Origin of the sequence: Xanthomonas sp. BRIP62409 (genome assembly GCF_003992965.1) — a bacterium.
Taxonomy (GTDB): domain Bacteria; phylum Pseudomonadota; class Gammaproteobacteria; order Xanthomonadales; family Xanthomonadaceae; genus Xanthomonas; species Xanthomonas euroxanthea.
This window is the reverse complement of sequence record NZ_QEZJ01000020.1, coordinates 283001-300297: the sequence shown is the minus strand read 5'-3', so window position 1 is coordinate 300297 and position 17297 is coordinate 283001. Positions and strand designations below refer to the sequence as shown.

Below are 17297 nucleotides of genomic sequence, written 5' to 3'. Positions count from 1 at the left end.
ATCCAACGTCACGCCAGAGGATGGACGCCGCCAACCGCCTTTGCCACCATAGGTGGACCAAGGAAGAGGCGGAGTGTCGCAATGCATTACTGGATGAGGAAGGCGACTGCCGCACTGGCGGTGGCGATGGCAATCACCGGATCGGTTTGCGCGCAGACGCCGCCGCAACCGGTGGATCTGACGCCCTATCTCAAAAGCGACCAGTTCGAGCGGATCAAGATCTCGCCGACGGGCGACTATTTCGCGCTCACCATGCCGCTGGAAGATCGCACCGTGCTGGGCATCGTGCGGCGCCAGGACAAGGTGGCCACCGCGAAAGTCACCGGTGGCGCCAACAGCGTGGTGGACGATTTCTGGTGGGCCAGCGACGACCGCATCGTGGTGTCGATGGCGCAGCGGCTGGGCTCGCGCGACGAGCCGATGGCGATCGGGCAACTGCATGCCATCGACGCCGATGGCAAGAATGGCCGTCTGTTGGCCAGCCCCTATGGCACCAATCCGGAGATCAACGGCGTGCAGTTGAAGATGGACCTGGAGCCTGGCACGTTCATGCTCGATACCTTGCCCGGTGATCCGCGCAACATCCTGGTGTCCACGATCCCGTTCGTCGGCGACCCGAGCATCCGCATCGACAAGCTGGATATCCTGACCGGCCGGCGCAGTACCGTGGCGACATCGCCGGTGCGTCGTGCGAACTTCGTGACCGACCAGCAGGGGCGCATCCGCTTTGCCAACGGCGCCGATGTGACCAACGTCAGCAAGCTGTATTACCGCGACGACGATGCTGCGCCGTGGCGGTTGGTCAACGATGCCGCCAGCAGCGGGCATCGTGAGTTTCCGCTCGGCTTTGCGGCCGATGGCAGCCAGGCCTACCTGCAAGTGGAGCAGGCAACCGGCACCGATGTGCTGGTGGGATGGGACCCGGCCAGCGGAAAGTCCACGCCGTTGTTGCACGACGACACCGTCGACCCCTACCGGATCCTGCGCGACCTGGATGGCACCACGCCGATCGGTGCGTCCTACATGAGCGACCGGGTGCGCAACCGCTTCTTCGACGAGAAGTCGCCGACGGCAAGGCTCTACCGCAGCCTGGAAAAAGCCTTCGACGGCAATGCGGTCTACATCACCTCGGCCACCCGCGACCGTCGCCTGGTGCTGGTGTATGTGTGGAGCGATCGCAACAACGGCGATTATTATTTGTTCGACACGGTCAGCAAGAAGGCCGACCGGGTGTTCAGCCGCCGCGAGTGGTTTCCGCCCGATGGCGTGCCGGCGAGCAGGCAGGTGAGCTTCAAGGCGCGCGATGGCCTGGAGTTGCACGGCTATCTGACCCAGCCGCTGCACGCCGAGGCAGGCAAGCCGCTGCCGTTGATCGTGATGCCGCATGGTGGCCCGTTCGGGATCTTCGACAAATGGGAGTTCGACGACGACACCCAGCTGCTGGCCGCAGCCGGTTACGCGGTGCTGCGCGTCAATTACCGCGGCTCGGCCAATTACGGGCGTGCCTTCACCCAGGCCGGTGCCAGGGAGTGGGGTGGGCGCATGCAGGACGATCTCACCGATGCCACCCGCTGGGCTATCGCGCAGGGAGTGGCCGATGCCTCGCGCATCTGTCTCTACGGTGCCAGCTACGGTGGTTACGCTGCGCTGATGGGGGTTGCCAAGGAGCCGGCGGTGTACCGCTGCGCCGCTGGCTATGTTGGCGTCTACGATCTGGACATGATGGCCCGCGACACCGCGCGCTCCGCGCGTTGGGCAAAGAACTGGACCGGCGACTGGCTGGGTGCACGTGACACCCTGGCTACGCGCTCGCCGGTGGTGCTGGCCAAGCAGATCAAGGTGCCGGTGTTTCTGGCGGCCGGCGGCAAGGACGAGCGCGCGCCGATCGAGCATACCAAGGCCATGGAACGCGCGTTGAAGGGTGCGGGGGTGCCGGTGGAGTCGCTGTACTTCCCCAACGAGGGCCACGGCTTCTACACCGAGGCGCACCGACGCGAGTACTACACGCGCTTGCTGGCGTTCTTGGGCAAGCAGCTGGGTGGTGGGACCGCGAAGTAACGGGGTGGCGTTCCACCAGGTGTTGCCTGATGGGGCGCGTGATCTCGCGTGCCGGTGGTGGTGCATGCGGTTTGATGTGGCAGCTGTACCGTGTGCGCCTGCATTCCTTTGCGGTGCTGTGTTGCGGCGTTTGCGTGTGCGGGTAGGGCGTCGCGGCCGGGTCCGCTCCTACGGTTCCTGGGGGGCATGGTGTCGCGCCCAGGGCCGATGCTGCACGACGGCGCAGGCTGGCTGCGGCGCCGCTTTCTCTGCACTCCCGGTTCAACTGCGCGATAGCGCGGCACCGTCGATGGCCGACGATGCCGCTTCCAGCGTCGCCTACTTCTCCGGCATCGGCTTCATCTGATACTGCGCCGGCGGGGTGGCGCCGAGCAGGTGCTGCACGAAGTAGTCCCAGCGGCGGCGGGCGACGTAGGGGGTGAGCTCGCCGTAGCCGTGTTTGGCGTTGGGCAGCATCAGCATGTCGAAGTCCTTGTTGGCCTTGATCAGCGCATCGGCGACCAGCAACGTCAGGTACGGCGGCACGTTGTCGTCCAGCGTGCCGTGCACCAGCATCAGCTTGCCCTTGAGCTTGCTGGCGCGGGTGGCGTTGGCCTGGTCATCGTAGTTGGAGGTGCCGTCCTTGTTGACGATGTGCTCGCCGTGATACTTCTCGGCCCAGTCGTCCTCGTAGCCACGGTTGTCGTGGTTGCCGCTTTCCGACCACGCCACCTTGAACAGCTCCGGGTAGCGCAGCATCGCGGCGGTGGACGCATTGCCGCCACCCGAATGCCCCCAGATGCCGACGCGGCTGGTATCGAACCACCGGTAGCGCTGGCCGAGTTCCTTCACCGCGGCCACCTGGTCGGGCAGGGTGTTGTCGCCCATGTTGGCGTACCAGGTGTCGTGGAAGGTCTTGGAGCGCCACGGCGTGCCCATGCCATCGATGGCGATCACGATGAAGCCCAGTTCGGCCAGCGACTGGTTGTCGCCATGGCCGGCCAGGAAGCTGCGGCCGCGCACCGAGCCGGTCTGCGGGCCGGGGTAGACGTAGTCGATCACCGGGTACTTGCGCGCGGGATCGAAATTCGTCGGCTTGAACATCAGGCCATACAGCGTGGTCTTGCCATCGCGCGCCTTGACCGTGATCGGCTCCGGCGGCACCCAGCCGGCGGCCTTCAGGCGGCTGATGTCGGCGGTGGCGATGGTGCCGAGCGTGCGCCCGTCGGTTGCATCGCGCAGCACGCTTACCGGCGGCGTGACCGAGGTGGAATAGGTGTCGACGAAGCGCTTGCCATCGGGCGACAGCGCGATGCTGTGGTCGGCGACCTCGGGCGTGAGCAGCACCGGCTCGCCGCCGTCCAGGCTCACCTTCCACAGCTGCTGGTAATACGGGTCCACGCCCGGCGTGCGGCCTACGCCGACAAACCATGCAGTGCGCGTCACCGGGTCCACGCGCAGCAGTTCGGTGACGTTGCCTTCGCCGCTGGTGATCGCGCGCTTGGGTTTGCCGGTGGCCAGGTCGTAGAGATACAGCTGGCCCCAGTCGCTGCGCTCGGAGAACCACACCACCTCGTTGCTGCCGGGCAGGTAGGCCCAGTTGGCGGCGACCTGGCCGCTTTCGTAATAGGTCTTGGCGGTTTCGTCGAAGGCGGTGCGCACGGCGCCGGTGCCGGCATCGGCGATGCGCAGCCACACTTGCTTGTGGAAGCGCGAGGTCGAGGCGAATGCCAGGGTCTTGCTGTCCGGCGCCCACTTCACGTCGTCCCACAGGCCCGGCGAGCAGCTCACGTCGTCGCACAGCGTGGAGCGGTGCTGGTCGGCGGGCATCTTCAGCCGCACCACGCTGGCACTGGGCACGTCGATGATCACGCGCTCGATCGTGGTCACGTCCTTGTCGCCGGCCAGCGGGTACTTCCACGACTGCAGTTCCGGATGCCCAAGCTTGGTGCTGACCAGGTACATGTCGCCGGTCTTGCGCTGGTCCTGCTGGAAGGTGGCGATCTTGCGCGAGTCCGGCGACCACGCCACGATGGCGTTGTCGCTGTGCTGCCAGCCGGCGTTGTCGGTGGCGTAGCCGAAGTTTTCCACGCCATCGCGGGTGAGCTGGGTTTCCTGGCCGCTGGCCAGATCACGCACCCACAGGTTCCAGTTGCGGATGAACGCTTCGCTGCGCTTGTCCGGCGACAGCACGCCCGGTTCGGGCTTGTCCTTTGCATACAGCTTGCTGCAGCGCGCACGGGCGTCGCAGACCACCGCGGTGTCGCGCACGTTGAGGCGGTAGCGGCCATCGGCGCCAAGGCTGACCTTGGGCGCCAGGGTGGCGGCCTTGAGCGGCTTGTCGCCGGTCTTGAGCAGGGTGTTGAGCGCGGTGGCCAGCGCCGCGGGCTTGAACAGCGGCGCGGTCTTGCCGGTGGCGGTGTCCAGCTGCAGCAGGCGGTCGCCCTTGGCATCGTGGTCGACGTAGACCACATGGGTGGCATCCAGCCAGGTCACGCGCGTGGCCGCATGGTCGACCAGGGGCTGCGCGGCGTAGTAGATCAGGCGCTCGGCACGGGCGTAGTCGGCCTCGGTCACGCCCGGTGCCTGCGCGCTGGCCACCGCGGGCAGCAGGGCGGTCATCAGGGCAGCGAGCAGGTGGCGCAACGGCAACGGTGTGGGCATGTGGACCTCATCAAAAGGGTGCGCGCCGACAACGGCGGTGCAACCTCGCATGCTACGTGTGCGGGCAGGCCATGCGACCCTGCCAAACGTCGTGCCTTGCCGTGGAACGAAGATGCCAGGCGTGGCGCCCCAGGTGCCGCTCGCCCTGCGGCACCGGCGACTACTTGCCCATACACCGCTTCCAGCGCGCGTTGACCCGCTGCGCGAACCAGGCGGTGGTGAGGGTGCGGGTGATCTTGGGGCTGTCCAGGGTGATGCCGGGCAGTACCGCACGTGGCAGCGGTTTGCCGGCGCTGCGCTCGGCCAGCGCGAACACCTGGCGATACAGCTCGGTGTCCTGGAAATCGATGGAGTTGCCGGCCTCCAGGGCACGGCGGAGCTGACGGTCACTCATCGCCAGCTGGCTGCCCAGGGCGCGTGCGGCGCGTTCGGTGGCGCCGGGCGCATCCAGGCTGGCGCCGGGCGTCAGCAGGTCGCCGTCCAGGGTCAATGCGATCCCGCTGGCCTTGCTCAGCGCTGCCTGGAACGCGGCATTGCGGCTGGCGTACCAGCCGGCGTTGAAGTCGGCAAAGCGGTACAGCAGCGCGTCGTAACTGGCCGGGTAGCCGAGCAGGTGCCGGGTGCCGAACCACAGCCCGCCGCGACGGCTGAAGACCTCGTGGCGGATCGAGTCGCCAGGCGGATACGGATAGCGCTCGGCGTGCTGCTCGGCAAACGCGATGCTGACCTGCATCGGCCCGGCGGTATGCACCGGATTGAGCCCATCGAACAGGCGCGCGCCCAGCGGCACGCTGCCGGTGAAGTCTTCGAAGATGCGGCTCAGCTCCTGTTCGGTGCGCGCGCTGGCAATGCGCGTGGCATAGCTGCGGCCATCGGGCGAGGCGATGCGCAAGGCGGCATCGACCATGAAGCCGGGGATGTGATGCGCGCCGGCACGGCGGTCGATCTCCGCGCGCGAAATCCTGCCGAGATTGGGCACGACCGGGTTGGCCTGGTAGGTCGACTCCTGCTCGGTCACCGCCAGCACCGCGCAGATGTCCTCGGCGCTGGTGTCCGGCCCCTGCGAGGACAGCGCCACGTACACATCGTCGGCCCAGCCGGCGCGATCGGTCAGCGTGGTCGGCAGGCGCCGGGCGATGTCGGCCTTGACCGCGTCCGGCGAGCGCTGTGGCGCGCGCGGCGCCTGGGTGGCGCAGGCCGACAGCAAGGCGACGGCAAGCAGCGTGAGCAGGCGGGGCAGGCGGGATGTCACGGCGTCTCCAGGATCGGTGGGGGCGGTGCGGCAGTTTACGTGGCTGTCGCCGGGCCGCATCCGGCGAGTGCAGCAGGGCGGCTGCGGCCAGCCTGCCGGGTCGCAGGCGTTTCGCAACGCGCCCGGCCGCCGGTCGCCACCGGCACGAGCTGCAGGCCGATTCAAGCCCGCAGCCCGCAGGCCGCTAACGATCCTGGCGCAATGCGTGGCGATCACATGACCTGCCGCGCTCGCCAGTCATCATGACCGTGTGTTTGCATCGCGGCGTCAGGCAGACGCCGACGTCGCTCCGATTCCACCGCCAGCCAGCCAGCCACGGGAGAGCTTCAGTGCTGCAGCAACCAGCAAACCCGATACGGGGCGGGCGGCATGTCCCGTCCACGGCAGCCATGCGGTGTGGCTTGTCGTCGCCGTGAGGGCCCGATGAGCGGCGCGACGCCGCGCTGGCGGCGCATGGTCGTTGCGATGGCCGCGATGCTGTGCAGTGCGACGCTGTGGGCGCAGCCGCAGCCATGGAAGCGCATCGAAACCGCCACGATCGACGACCCCAGGGCCGCCCTGCAGGTCGCCCAGGCCGCGTTGCAGCGTGCCCGCAGCGATGGCGATGCCGACGCGCAGTTCTGGGCCTTGCTGGCGCAGGCGCGCGTGCTGATTTCCCTGGAAGAGAGCGAGCGCCGTCAGGCGGCCCTGGCCCAGGCGCGTGCGATGTTGACGAACGTGCGTGGCAACACGGCGCAGGCGCAGCTGTGGCTGGCGATCGTGCAGGCGCTCAGCGATGTGCGCGAGAGTCCCAACCGCGGCATGCTGGCGCGGCTGGAAGCGCTGCGTCAGCAGGCGCGTGCGCTGGGGCGCAACGATCTGCTGTGCGAGGTCGAGGCGGTCGACATGTGGAGCATGCTCGCCTCCGGCAGCAGCGACGAGGCCTGGAACGCCGCACAGGCCAGCTACCAGTGCGCAGTGCGCGAACACAGCCTGGGCCTGGAGCTGGATGCCTTGACCCAGCTCGGCTCGCTGGCCAGCCGCGTGGGTGGCCGCTCGACCGAGGACAACGACGCCGAAGACTACCTGCAGCGCGCCCTGGAGCGCCTGCGCGGCCAGCCGGCACGCTTTCAGCGCAGCCTGATCGAATACGAGTACGGCACGTCGCTGGCAGCGCAGCAGCCGGACGCGGCGTTGCTGCATTTCAAGCGCGCGCTGGCGCTCAGTCGCGAGCTGGGCGATCAGGCCGGTGTGGCCGCGGCATTGACCAGCGGCAGCGAGGTCCTGATCGAAGCCGGCGATGCCACCGCGGCATTGGCAATGGCGCGCGAGGCACTGCCGTTGATGCAACGCCAGGGCAATGTCGGCCGGGTGGCCGCCTGCCATGCGGTGTTGCTGCAGGCATTGACCGCGCTCAAGTCCGGCAGCCTCGGCGTGGAGATCGTCGCGGCCAAGGCGGCGGACGACCCCCACCTGTCGCTGGGGCGGCGCGCGAAGCTGCTCGATGCCATTGCCCAGGCACTGGCAGCGGAGGGGCGTCATGCCGAGGCATACCAGGAACTGCAACGCGCCAACACGCTGCGCGCGCAAAGCCTGGATCGCCAGCGCGACACCGTGATGCTGCGCCTGCAGGCGCGTTACGAAGACGCGCGCCGTGGCGCCGAAACCGCCGAGCTGCGCCGGCGCAGCGAGACCGCGCAACTGGCCTTGCAGGCCCGCGAAGCCGGTCAACGCGCCTTGTGGATCGCCCTGTGTGCGGCCTGCCTGTTGTTGCTGGGTGCGTTGGTGGTGCTGGCCTTCGGTGCGTGCCATCGGCGGCAACTCTCGCGGCTGGCGATGCGCGACGAACTCACCGGCCTGCCCAACCGCCGCGCCATTCGCGCCGAGGCGCAGCAGCAGGTCGAGCAATCGGTGCGCTCGCAGGTGCCGTGCATGCTGGCATTGATCGACCTGGACCACTTCAAGCTGATCAACGACGTGCACGGGCACGCTGCCGGCGATGCCGTGCTCAAGGCGCTTGCCTGCGCCTCCAGGCTGGCGCTGCGGACGCAGGATCGCCTGGGACGGCTGGGCGGGGAGGAATTCCTGCTGGTGCTGCCGGGCTGCAGCGCAGAAGAGATTCCTGCCGTGTTTACGCGGCTGCGTAATGCAGTGGCCGCGATCGAGATCGCCGGCCTGCCCACCGACCAGCCGGTGCGCTTCTGCATGGGCGCGGTGAGCGTGACTGCAGGAATCGGCCTGGATGTGCTGCTGGGGCAGGCCGATCTTGCCCTGTACGCCGCCAAGACCGCCGGGCGCGATCAGTGGGCGGTATGTTGACGCGTGGATGAGGGCGCCTGCGGCCTGGCTGCCGCAGCGCTCGCTGATGCACCGAGTGCAGTGCGCGCGGTGGTGCGTGGCAGCGGTCACCAGTGCTCTGCCCGCGACCGCCCGACACCCACGGGCGTACACTGCGCCGCCTCCAGCGAACCGATGCCTGCGTGAAAAAAAAGCGGCCCAAATCACCGCCACCTGCGCCAGCTCCCGCAGCATCCCGGATCCATGAATGGATCATCGGCGGGGGGGCCGTTGTCGTGGCGATCGCCTGCTGCATGCGGCTGTGGCTGTTGCTGGAGGCGATCGTCACGGGGCGCTATATCAGCGTCATCCGCGGCCGGCCGACCAGGATCTTCCATGCGGATGCAGACCCGCAGCGGTTCTGGATCGCCATCGGCTGGGATGCGTTACTGACCAGTGTGCCGTTGGCGGTCATCGCCTGGTTCGCCTACGTCGCCTGGACGGCGCACAGACGCGGCCGGCGATGACCTGCGCGGTGCTCCACGGCATGCGCAACTGCGGTGCCACACTGTCGACGACGACGCGGCTGCGCCCGCGTGCGGCGAGCCGCTGGTCAGTACACGGTGTTGATCAGCAAACGGGCCGCAAGGCGGTGGCACCGCCTGCGCCGATCGACACCTGCGCGTCATGCGGCAATCAGGGCTGCGTTTGCTTTTGCTTGCGCGATGGCGCCTGCGTCTCGCGCTTGGGCCAGGTGTCGTAGCTGTAGACGAACTGCTTCTGATCGGCGCCCACGGTGGGGTCGCAGGGCCAGGAGTTGGCGACGCTGCCGGGTTCCAGCACGCCATCCACCTCGCGCACGGCCTGCGCTTCGAACGCGCAGATCGGCCCGTACAGCTTGATGTCCCAGTCCGGCTCCGCGCGGGGGTGGGCGTGTTGCACGAGCACGATATCGCTGCCGTTGAAGTGATGCACCTGGGCGCCATGCTCGCGATTGATGCTGAAGTAGCACGGCGCGCCGATGTCCAGCGGGAGCACTTCATCATCGCGCAGCAGCGCGCACTTGCCGGCGTGTTCGCCCAGGCGAATCGTGCGCCCGGCCAGGATGGCGGTGGTGACCGGATGGCGGGCGGTGACGTCGGACATGGACTGCGACGGTGACGGTGTTTGCGGCGCGGTCTGCGCGTGTGCCGGCGCGCCGGTCATCACCACCAGCGCGGTCAACAACCAGGTCGTAAGGTGGATGCGCATGCAACGTCCTTGTCGTGGGCAGTGCAGTATCGCAGATCCGTTTGCAGGCCTGATGCGGGTGGCAGACGCGATGCGCCTCACGCGTACGGGTAGCCGATACTCGGTGTGGCGTCTGTCTGCTGTACCGCGGTTTCGCCCGCAGCATCGACACACGGCTGGCCGCTCCAGACTGCGCGCTTCGGTCACCTCAGAAAAATCGTGCAGTCAGCGCCGCGCCGGCAGCGTCGCCAGCACGCCATCCAGCGCCAGCTGCGTGCTGAAACCGGCCTTGCTCAAGCGTTTGCTTACCTCGTTGGGCACATCGCGCCCGCTGGTGAGCCGGTTGGGCGCGCCGGTGTAATGGAACAGGCGCCCGCCACGCCGCAACACCCGCGCCAGCTGGTCGTAGAACAGCTGCGAGTACAGCTCGCCGGCGATGCCGAAACGCGGCGGGTCATGCAGGATGGCGTCGAACGCACCGTCAGCCAGCGTGGCGATGTGCTGCGAGATATCCGCCTGGGTCAGCTGCAGACGCCCGCCGTGGGCGGCATCGTCCGGATCCGGCGACCACGGATTGAGCGTGCGCAGCCACAGCACGTCGGCATTCTTCTCGAACGACTGCAGCTGCGCCACCCCGGCCTCCAGGCAGCAGGCGGCGAAGTAGCCCAGCCCGCCACAGGTATCCAGCACGACCTTGCCGCGCGGATCGACCAGCGCCACCTTGCGGCGCGCATCCTCGAACGGCGACAGCTGCGCCGAAGGCAGCATCTTGATGCCATCGATCTCGAAGGTCGGCGCGCCCCATTCGGTGGGAACCAGCTTGATCAACGCGCCGCCGAAGCGCGAGATCGGGGCGAAGTCGTCACCGTCCCAGAAGTACAGCGTGCGCTCCTTGAGCTTGCCCGGATACGGGTAACCCCGGCCACGCCACTGCCAGGTCTGCGCGTCCAGCTGGGCGATGCCGGTACTGCGGCCCAGGTCCAGCGAGCCGGTCCATTGGGTCAGGCCACTGCCGCGCGCGGCAAGCAGTGCCTGGGCATCGGAGCAGGTGAGGAGTGGGCCGGAGTAGTGGGGCACGGGTCGCTGGTCTGGGGTCGGCGCGCGTGACGCGCGTCGCCATTACAAGGGATGGACCGGCATCGTAACCGACCCACCGCGCATGGGCATCCAATGCATGACCCGCACGCCGGCGGTGCGGCGCAGCGGCCGTTCTGCAACGCGGTGGCCAGCCCGGCCGTGTGCGGCGGTGCCGGTGGCAGTGCATGAGCGCCTGTGCCCGGAGACCTGCGCCGATTCCTCTGGCGCACGCCGCACCGCATACTGCGCACTGCCCCGTCGACATGGTGTCCGATTGGCGCCAACCGTGGAGGATCGGCAATGGAGGATCGGCAATGCTGAAGGGTGTGTTGTTGGGGTTTGCCTGCTATGCGGCCTATTCGATCAGCGATGCGTTCGTGAAGCTGCTGGAAGGCACGCTGCCGGTCTACGAAGTGCTGTTTCTCGGCGCCTTGCTGATGCTGGTGGCCGTGCCATTCCTGAAGAAGCCGGACGACCGGTTGCGCGAACTGGTGATGGCCAAGCAGCCCAGCCTGTGGTTGTTGCGTGCGCTTACCGGCGCCATCGGCAATCTGACCTCGGTGATTGCGTTCACCACCTTGCCGATGGCCGAGGCATTCGCGCTGATCTTCCTGATGCCGATCTTCGTCACCGTGCTGTCGGTGGTGTTTCTCAAGGAAGAGGTGCACTGGCGGCGCTGGTCGGCGGTGATCGTGGGTTTCATCGGCGTGTTGATCGTGCTGCGCCCGGGCTTTCGCCATCTCACCCATGGGCATGTGGCCGCGATCGTGTGCGGCCTGGTCGGCGCCATCTCGGTCATCACCCTGCGCATGGCCGGCCACAGCGAAAAACGCCTGACCTTGTACGGCGCCGGGGTGATCGGCCCGTTGGTGATGGGCGGGATCATGATGTTGCCGACCTTTGTCTGGCCCACGCTGTCGCAGTGGGGCCTGTTGGCCGGCTATGGCCTGCTTGCCGGCCTGGCGGCGATCTGCCTGATGTATGCCACGCGCATGGCACCGGTGAGTGTGGTTGCGCCAACGCAATACAGCCAGATGCTGTGGGCGATCGCCTTCGGCTACCTGCTGTTTCACGACCACCTGGACTGGCCGATGGCGGTCGGTATCGCGCTGATTCTGGGCGCCGGGCTGTTTACGCTGATCCGCGAAGAGCAGGTCTCGCGGTGGTGGCGGCGGACCAAGATTGTCTGAGGGCGGCGCTGTGCGCCGCGGGAATCGGGAATGGGGAATGGGGAATCGGAGGGGCGCTATATCGAAATGTCGCGATGCGCTTGATGCTGTTGCGATTCCCGATTCCCGATTCCCGATTCCCGATTCCCGATTCCCGATTCCCGATTCCCGTCACGGCGCCGTCGTGGATTCCTTGCGCGGTGCACGCCAGGTTTCGACGATGCGCGCGTACTCGCCGCTGGCCTTGCTCAGGTGCAGCCACTGATCGACATAGGCTTTCCAGGCGTGGTCGTTGCGCGGTAGCAGGAAGGCCTTTTCGCCGTATTGCAGTGGCTGCTCCGGTGCGACCGCGCACAGGCCGGGCAGGCGTGCCTGCTGGTGGAGCGCTTCGGAGGCGTCGGTGATCATCACGTCCGCGCGCTGCGCCAGCAGCTCCTGGAAGATGGTGGTGTTGTCGGCGAACAGGCGCAGGCTTGCGCGCGGCAATTGGTGGCGTGCGAAGGCCTCGTTGGTGCCGCCGGGCGGTTCGATCACGCGCACCTCGGGTCGATTGAGTTGCGCGATGCTGCGGTAGCGCGCCTGGTCGGCGCAGCGCACCAGCGGAATCTTGCCGTCCACGTCCAGCATCGTGCTGAAACCGGCCTGGCGCTGCCGTTGCAAGGTGACCGAAATGCCGCCGACGGCGATGTCGCAGCGATTGGCGAGCAGGTCGGGCATCAGTTGCGGCCAGCTGGTGCGGACGAACTCCACGCGCGCGTCCAGGCTGCCGGCCAGCGATTGCGCCAGAGCGATATCGCTGCCTTCGAACTGCCCGTCGGCGCGCACCAGCGAGTAAGGACGATAGTCGCCGGTGGTGCAGACCCGCAGCACACCCGACTGCAGCACCGCATCCAGGCGCGAGGCAGGCTCGGGCTCGGCCGCGTGCGCGATGCCGCAGCTCAGCAGCACTACAAGGCAGATGCGATGGCGCATGGCGTGGCCTCGAAGGAGTGCGGCCATGATAGCCGCGGTCGGCACGGCGTGGTCGAGTACGGCTCCAGCGGACAAGTCGATCTCAGGCGAACGCGCCAACGCTTGCGCTCCAGGCCGGCCAGGCCGCAGCGGCGTCTGCACGCAGACTGCCTTGGCGATAGACATGGCCCTTTGTCTTTTGGTCGCAAAGTGCCAGGTGCAAGTGCAAGTGCAAGTGCCAGGGACAGGCGCCAAGTGCCAAGTGGGCGAGCCATGTCGACGCGCGTCAGCCTGCCGGCGTCAACGGTATGTCAGTACGATTCCGCCCGGGATCACGGTGCGGTAGCGCTGCGATGCGCACTGTCGGGGCTCCATTCGAACCCACCGGAGCCACTCCATGCAGCTCAATCCACGCACTGCGCGCCCGATGACCATCGCCAATGCCGGTCTATCGGTGCACGGCACGCCCGATCCGGATACCAATGAAGACGAGATCCCGCTGGAAGAGCAGACGCCGCAGCAAGGCGGTTTGCGCGAGGAGGTGGGCGACCTGGAAGAAGATGACGACCAGGCCTTGCCAGGCCGAGTTGGCGGTGGGCTTGCGGGTGGGTAATACGGGTGGGTAATCGCGGCTAAGCTCGATCAGTCACCTGGTAAGCGCGGCCGGTACCGGGATTCTCTCAGCGTCGGTCGTTGCAATACGCACGTGCCAGGCAGATGGCGATGACGCTCGGGGCGGTGGGGTGCGCGCATCGACGGGGCTGCGATTCTTCGATGAGAGCAGTGCCGGACGTACGGATATCTGGCGCACCAGGGTGGGGCAAGCCGGCCACCTGCGCCGGCGCGCGCTGTGGCCTACCCGGCACGGCGACGCAAACCGCTGGTGTGCGCTGCCGCGATCTCGTATTTTTGACGGCTTGTTCACTTGCCGGTGCCGTGCCCCATGTCTGATTCGTCCGCGCCCGATCATCTGCAACGTAGTCTCTCCAATCGCCACCTGCAGCTGATCGCCATCGGTGGCGCGATCGGCACAGGGCTGTTCATGGGCTCGGGCAAGACGATCAGCCTGGCCGGCCCGTCGATCCTGTTCGTGTATCTGATCATCGGCGCGATGCTGTTCTTCGTGATGCGCGCGATGGGCGAATTGCTGCTGTCCAACCTGGAGTACAAGTCGTTCATCGACTTCTCCACCGACCTGCTCGGGCCGTGGGCCGGGTTCTTCTGCGGGTGGACGTACTGGTTCTGCTGGATCATCACCGCCATCGCCGATGTCATTGCGATCGCCGCCTATGCGCAGTTCTGGTTTCCGGGGCTGGCGCCGTGGATCCCCGCCATTCTCTGCGTGCTGTTGCTGCTGAGCCTGAACCTGGTGACGGTCAGGTTGTTCGGCGAGATGGAGTTCTGGTTCGCGCTGATCAAGATCATCGCTATCTGCGCGCTGATCATCACCGGCGCCGGGCTGGTGGCCTGGGGCTTCCGTTCGCCGTCGGGCAACGTGGCCTCGCTGTCGAACCTGTGGAACGACGGCGGCATGTTCCCGATGGGCATTGGCGGGTTCTTTGCCGGGTTCCAGATCGCGGTGTTCGCCTTCGTCGGCATCGAGCTGGTCGGCACCACTGCTGCGGAAACCGCAGACCCGCGCCGCAACCTGCCCAAGGCGATCAACTCGATCCCGGTGCGCATTTTGATTTTCTACGTGCTGGCGCTGATCGCGATCATGGCGGTGACGCCGTGGCGGCAGGTGGTGGCCGACAAGAGCCCGTTCGTGGAGCTGTTCGTGCTGGCTGGGGTGCCGGCGGCCGCGAGCCTGATCAACTTCGTGGTGCTGACCTCGGCCACCTCCTCGGCCAACAGCGGCATCTTCTCCACCAGCCGCATGCTCTACGGCCTGGCCGAGGAGCAGCACGCGCCCAAGGGCTTTGCCAAGCTCTCGCGTGCGGCGGTGCCGGCACGTGGCCTGCTGTTCTCCTGCCTGTGCCTGTTGCTGGGTGCGATGCTGGTGTATCTGATCCCCAACCTGGTCACCGCGTTCACGCTGGTCACCACCTTGTCGGCGGTGCTCTTCATGTTCGTGTGGTCGTTGATCCTGTGCGCCTACATCGCATACCGGCGCAAGCGGCCCGAGCAGCACGCGGCCTCGGCGTTCAAGATGCCCGGTGGCGTGGTGATGTGCTACGTGTGCCTGGCGTTCTTCGCCTTCGTCATCGTGCTGCTGACCTTGCAGGCCGATACGCGCCAGGCGCTGCTGGCCAGCCCGGTGTGGTTCCTGATCCTGGCGATCGGCTATGCGGTGAAGCGGCAGCAGGCGCGCAGCGGCTGAGCGCACGCACGGCCGATACATCCACCGAAGACATCCTCAAGGCCCTGCATTGCGGGGCCTTGGCGTGTGTGGCTGCACGGCGCCGAGATAAAGGCCACTGGCAGCTAAGCGCGTTGTGCGCGTGACGTTGACGCGGATCGGATGGAACGGGATGCTCGCCGCCATCCATCGCCACGGCCCACCGCATGATCACCACGCACCCGATCGCCACAACGCAGCACACACAAGGGTGCTGGGTCGACCTGTGCCAGGCCAGCGCGCAGGAACTGGCGCAGGCCGCAGACACGGTGGGGTTTGCGCTGCCGGATCGCGCAGCCATCGGCGAGATCGAATTCTCCAGCCGGGTGCGGCGCCAGGGCGAGGTGCTGTTTCTCAACGTGCCGCGCTTTCAGGACGACGATGGCCCGACCGCGCCGCTGGGCTTTGCGCTGTCGCCCACCATGCTGGTGACCCTGCGCGAGCAGCACATGGGTTCGCTGGATGCAGTGGCGGCGCAGCTGCAACATGACCCCTGCCATAGCGCCGACGATCTGCTGCTGCGCATCTTCGACCAGCTGGTGGGGCGGCTGGCAGACCGGCTGGAATCGCTGGAAGCCGAGGTCACCGACACCACCCGCCAGGTGTTCGACAACCCGCACAAGACCAAGGACCTGGAGCGCATGCTGCATCAGGTCGGTGGCATGGGGCGGCGTCTGGGCGGCCTGCACAATGCCGGGCAGGGACTGCTGCGCCTAGTCACCTATCTGGACGGCACTGTGCCGGACTGGTTCGGCGCCGATGCGGCCAAGCGCATCGGCTTGCTGCACAAGGACCTGACCACCCTGAGCGAGTTCCAGCAGCACATGGACGACCGCATCGAGTTCCTGCTCGACAGCGTGCTGGGCATGATCAACATGGACCAGAACAACGTGATGAAGGTGATGGCGGTGGCGTCGGTGGTCGGCATTCCGCCAACGGTGCTGGTCGGCATCTGGGGCATGAACTTCGCCTACATGCCCGAGCTCAAATGGCACGATGCCTACTACTGGGCGCTGGGCGTGATCGTGCTGAGCATGTTGGTTCCGCTGGCGTGGTTTCGCAAACGTGGCTGGGTGTAACGCATCAGGGCCATAAGCCCGTAGGAGCGCACCCGGGCGCGACATAGCGTTACCGGTAAGTCCCTCGCGCCCGGGTGCGCTCCTACGACGTGCCGCCAGCGCATCATCTGGTGCGCACGACTCGCGACCACGCACTGCCGAGCCAGTGCAATTCGGTAGCTGCGCAGCGCGCGCCAAACTACCGGAAGCCCGTAGGAGCGCACCCGGGCGCGACATGGCGTTACCGGTAAGTCCCTCGCGCCCGGGTGCGCTCCTACGACGTGCCGCCAACGCATCATCTGGTGCGCACGACTCGCGACCACGCACTGCCAAGCCAATGCGGCTTCGGTAGTTGTGGATCGCGCGGCAAAATGCACGAAACCCGTAGGAGCGCACCCGGGCGCGACGTGGCGTTACCGGTCAGTCCCTCGCGCCCAGGTGCGCTCCTACAGGGGGCTGGGGTGCGCAGCTGTCACTGCGCACCGTGTCGTGACTGGAAAACTGCCTAGCTGCGTAGCGTGCGACCAGGCGATGCGCCTTGCTGATTGCTACGGGGCGGGCTGGATCAGCCCTTGGCCTGGAAGCTGGCCTCTTCGTACGGCTGCACCACCACCCAGCCTTCGCCGGCAAAGCGCATCTGCAGGCTCTCGCCCGAGCCGCGGCCGAACAGCGTGCCGATCGACACGTCGGTCACCAGCTCCGGGCTCAGCGTGCCCGACCAGGCCACGGTGGCATTGGGGTCGGTGAACACCGGGCCGCTGGCGGCGGTGACCGGCAGGGTCAGCGGCTCGTAGTGCGAAGTGATCGCCACGATGCCGTGGCCGCTCAGGCGCACGTTGAACAGGCCGCCGGACAGCATGCCGGCCACCTTGCGCATCATCGTGATCTTGTGTTCGACACCGGATTCGAAGGCCAGCACGTCGTTGCCGTTGACGAAGATCGCCTCGCCATTCAAGCGCAGCAAGGTCACCAGCTTGCCGAGGTCGGCCAGATACACCCGGCCCTGGCCTTCGGCCTTCATCAGCTGCATGCCTTCGCCGCTGACGGCCTTCTTCAGCAGGTTGCCCAGGCCCTGTTCCAGCAGTCCCTCGCGGGTGAACTTGACGTTGCCGGTGCGCGCGACCATGGCGCCGGCCTTGGACCACACCATGCCGTTGAGGCGCACTTCCAGCAGGTGCGGGTTTTCCAGTTCGAACGGATCGGGGCTGACGTCCTTTTCCTTGGAATGGGCGAGAAATTCGTTGAGCGTGCGTACGGCCATGGGT

Annotated in this window: 13 protein-coding genes; 7 read left to right on the top strand and 6 right to left on the bottom strand. The window is 67.0% G+C overall.

The window, feature by feature from the left end:
• The first annotated feature begins 126 nt into the window (after positions 1 to 126).
• Positions 127 to 2058: a S9 family peptidase gene (locus EO170_RS10470; RefSeq protein WP_126945409.1), complete on the top strand. Its 1932-nt coding sequence runs from the start codon at positions 127 to 129 to the stop codon at positions 2056 to 2058.
• Positions 2059 to 2376: 318 nt separating this feature from the next.
• Here EO170_RS10470 and EO170_RS10465 read toward each other — a convergent pair whose 3' ends face one another.
• On the bottom strand, positions 2377 to 4701 hold the full coding sequence (locus EO170_RS10465; RefSeq protein ID WP_164740997.1) for a S9 family peptidase: 2325 nt from the start codon (positions 4699 to 4701) through the stop codon (positions 2377 to 2379).
• 160 nt (positions 4702 to 4861) lie between these two features.
• A complete protein-coding gene (locus tag EO170_RS10460; RefSeq protein ID WP_126944684.1) occupies positions 4862 to 5953 on the bottom strand; it encodes a DUF1615 domain-containing protein in 1092 nt (363 codons plus the stop codon).
• A 423-nt stretch (positions 5954 to 6376) separates the two neighbouring features.
• On the opposite strand from EO170_RS10460, the gene EO170_RS10455 reads away from it, so the two are divergent.
• Positions 6377 to 8251 (top strand): diguanylate cyclase, encoded by a 1875-nt coding sequence (locus EO170_RS10455; RefSeq protein ID WP_126944681.1) that lies wholly within the window; start codon positions 6377 to 6379, stop codon positions 8249 to 8251.
• Positions 8252 to 8523: 272 nt separating this feature from the next.
• Positions 8524 to 8736 (top strand): hypothetical protein, encoded by a 213-nt coding sequence (locus EO170_RS10450; RefSeq protein ID WP_119130657.1) that lies wholly within the window; start codon positions 8524 to 8526, stop codon positions 8734 to 8736.
• A 169-nt stretch (positions 8737 to 8905) separates the two neighbouring features.
• Here the strand turns inward: EO170_RS10450 and EO170_RS10445 are convergent, their stop codons facing one another.
• Positions 8906 to 9460, bottom strand: coding sequence for a hypothetical protein (locus tag EO170_RS10445; RefSeq protein ID WP_206513995.1), 555 nt, complete (start codon positions 9458 to 9460; stop codon positions 8906 to 8908).
• A 204-nt stretch (positions 9461 to 9664) separates the two neighbouring features.
• The gene (locus EO170_RS10440) at positions 9665 to 10516 is read right to left on the bottom strand and encodes an SAM-dependent methyltransferase (protein ID WP_104583722.1); all 852 of its coding nucleotides are present in this window, start codon (positions 10514 to 10516) and stop codon (positions 9665 to 9667) included.
• Positions 10517 to 10830: 314 nt separating this feature from the next.
• Here EO170_RS10440 and EO170_RS10435 point away from each other — a divergent pair, with 314 nt between their 5' ends.
• Positions 10831 to 11706: a DMT family transporter gene (locus tag EO170_RS10435; RefSeq protein ID WP_046345616.1), complete on the top strand. Its 876-nt coding sequence runs from the start codon at positions 10831 to 10833 to the stop codon at positions 11704 to 11706.
• A gap of 150 nt (positions 11707 to 11856) precedes the next feature.
• Here the strand turns inward: EO170_RS10435 and EO170_RS10425 are convergent, their stop codons facing one another.
• On the bottom strand, positions 11857 to 12657 hold the full coding sequence (locus tag EO170_RS10425; protein ID WP_126944675.1) for a transporter substrate-binding domain-containing protein: 801 nt from the start codon (positions 12655 to 12657) through the stop codon (positions 11857 to 11859).
• A gap of 376 nt (positions 12658 to 13033) precedes the next feature.
• Here EO170_RS10425 and EO170_RS10420 point away from each other — a divergent pair, with 376 nt between their 5' ends.
• The 3 genes from EO170_RS10420 to EO170_RS10410 all read left to right on the top strand — a co-directional run bounded on the left by EO170_RS10420 (position 13034) and on the right by EO170_RS10410 (position 16053).
• On the top strand, positions 13034 to 13249 hold the full coding sequence (locus EO170_RS10420) for a hypothetical protein (RefSeq protein WP_126944672.1): 216 nt from the start codon (positions 13034 to 13036) through the stop codon (positions 13247 to 13249).
• A 330-nt stretch (positions 13250 to 13579) separates the two neighbouring features.
• Positions 13580 to 14956: a D-serine/D-alanine/glycine transporter gene (cycA, locus tag EO170_RS10415; protein WP_126944669.1), complete on the top strand. Its 1377-nt coding sequence runs from the start codon at positions 13580 to 13582 to the stop codon at positions 14954 to 14956.
• Between the two features lie 185 nt (positions 14957 to 15141).
• Positions 15142 to 16053, top strand: coding sequence for a CorA family divalent cation transporter (locus EO170_RS10410; protein ID WP_126944666.1), 912 nt, complete (start codon positions 15142 to 15144; stop codon positions 16051 to 16053).
• Positions 16054 to 16597: 544 nt separating this feature from the next.
• On the opposite strand, the gene EO170_RS10405 is transcribed toward EO170_RS10410, so the two are convergent.
• Complete coding sequence (locus EO170_RS10405; RefSeq protein ID WP_104583728.1) at positions 16598 to 17293, bottom strand: AIM24 family protein; 696 nt, start codon at positions 17291 to 17293, stop codon at positions 16598 to 16600.
• Positions 17294 to 17297 lie beyond the last annotated feature (4 nt).

Coding starts and splice junctions, on each gene's coding strand:
- EO170_RS10470 (WP_126945409.1), top strand. CDS start 127: ATGGCAATCACCGGATCGGTTTGCGCGCAGACGCCGCCGCAACCGGTG.
- EO170_RS10465 (WP_164740997.1), bottom strand. CDS start 4,701: ATGCCCACACCGTTGCCGTTGCGCCACCTGCTCGCTGCCCTGATGACC.
- EO170_RS10455 (WP_126944681.1), top strand. CDS start 6,377: ATGAGCGGCGCGACGCCGCGCTGGCGGCGCATGGTCGTTGCGATGGCC.
- EO170_RS10450 (WP_119130657.1), top strand. CDS start 8,524: ATGCGGCTGTGGCTGTTGCTGGAGGCGATCGTCACGGGGCGCTATATC.
- EO170_RS10445 (WP_206513995.1), bottom strand. CDS start 9,460: ATGCGCATCCACCTTACGACCTGGTTGTTGACCGCGCTGGTGGTGATG.
- EO170_RS10435 (WP_046345616.1), top strand. CDS start 10,831: ATGCTGAAGGGTGTGTTGTTGGGGTTTGCCTGCTATGCGGCCTATTCG.
- EO170_RS10425 (WP_126944675.1), bottom strand. CDS start 12,657: ATGCGCCATCGCATCTGCCTTGTAGTGCTGCTGAGCTGCGGCATCGCG.
- EO170_RS10420 (WP_126944672.1), top strand. CDS start 13,034: ATGCAGCTCAATCCACGCACTGCGCGCCCGATGACCATCGCCAATGCC.
- cycA (WP_126944669.1), top strand. CDS start 13,580: ATGTCTGATTCGTCCGCGCCCGATCATCTGCAACGTAGTCTCTCCAAT.
- EO170_RS10410 (WP_126944666.1), top strand. CDS start 15,142: ATGATCACCACGCACCCGATCGCCACAACGCAGCACACACAAGGGTGC.
- EO170_RS10405 (WP_104583728.1), bottom strand. CDS start 17,293: ATGGCCGTACGCACGCTCAACGAATTTCTCGCCCATTCCAAGGAAAAG.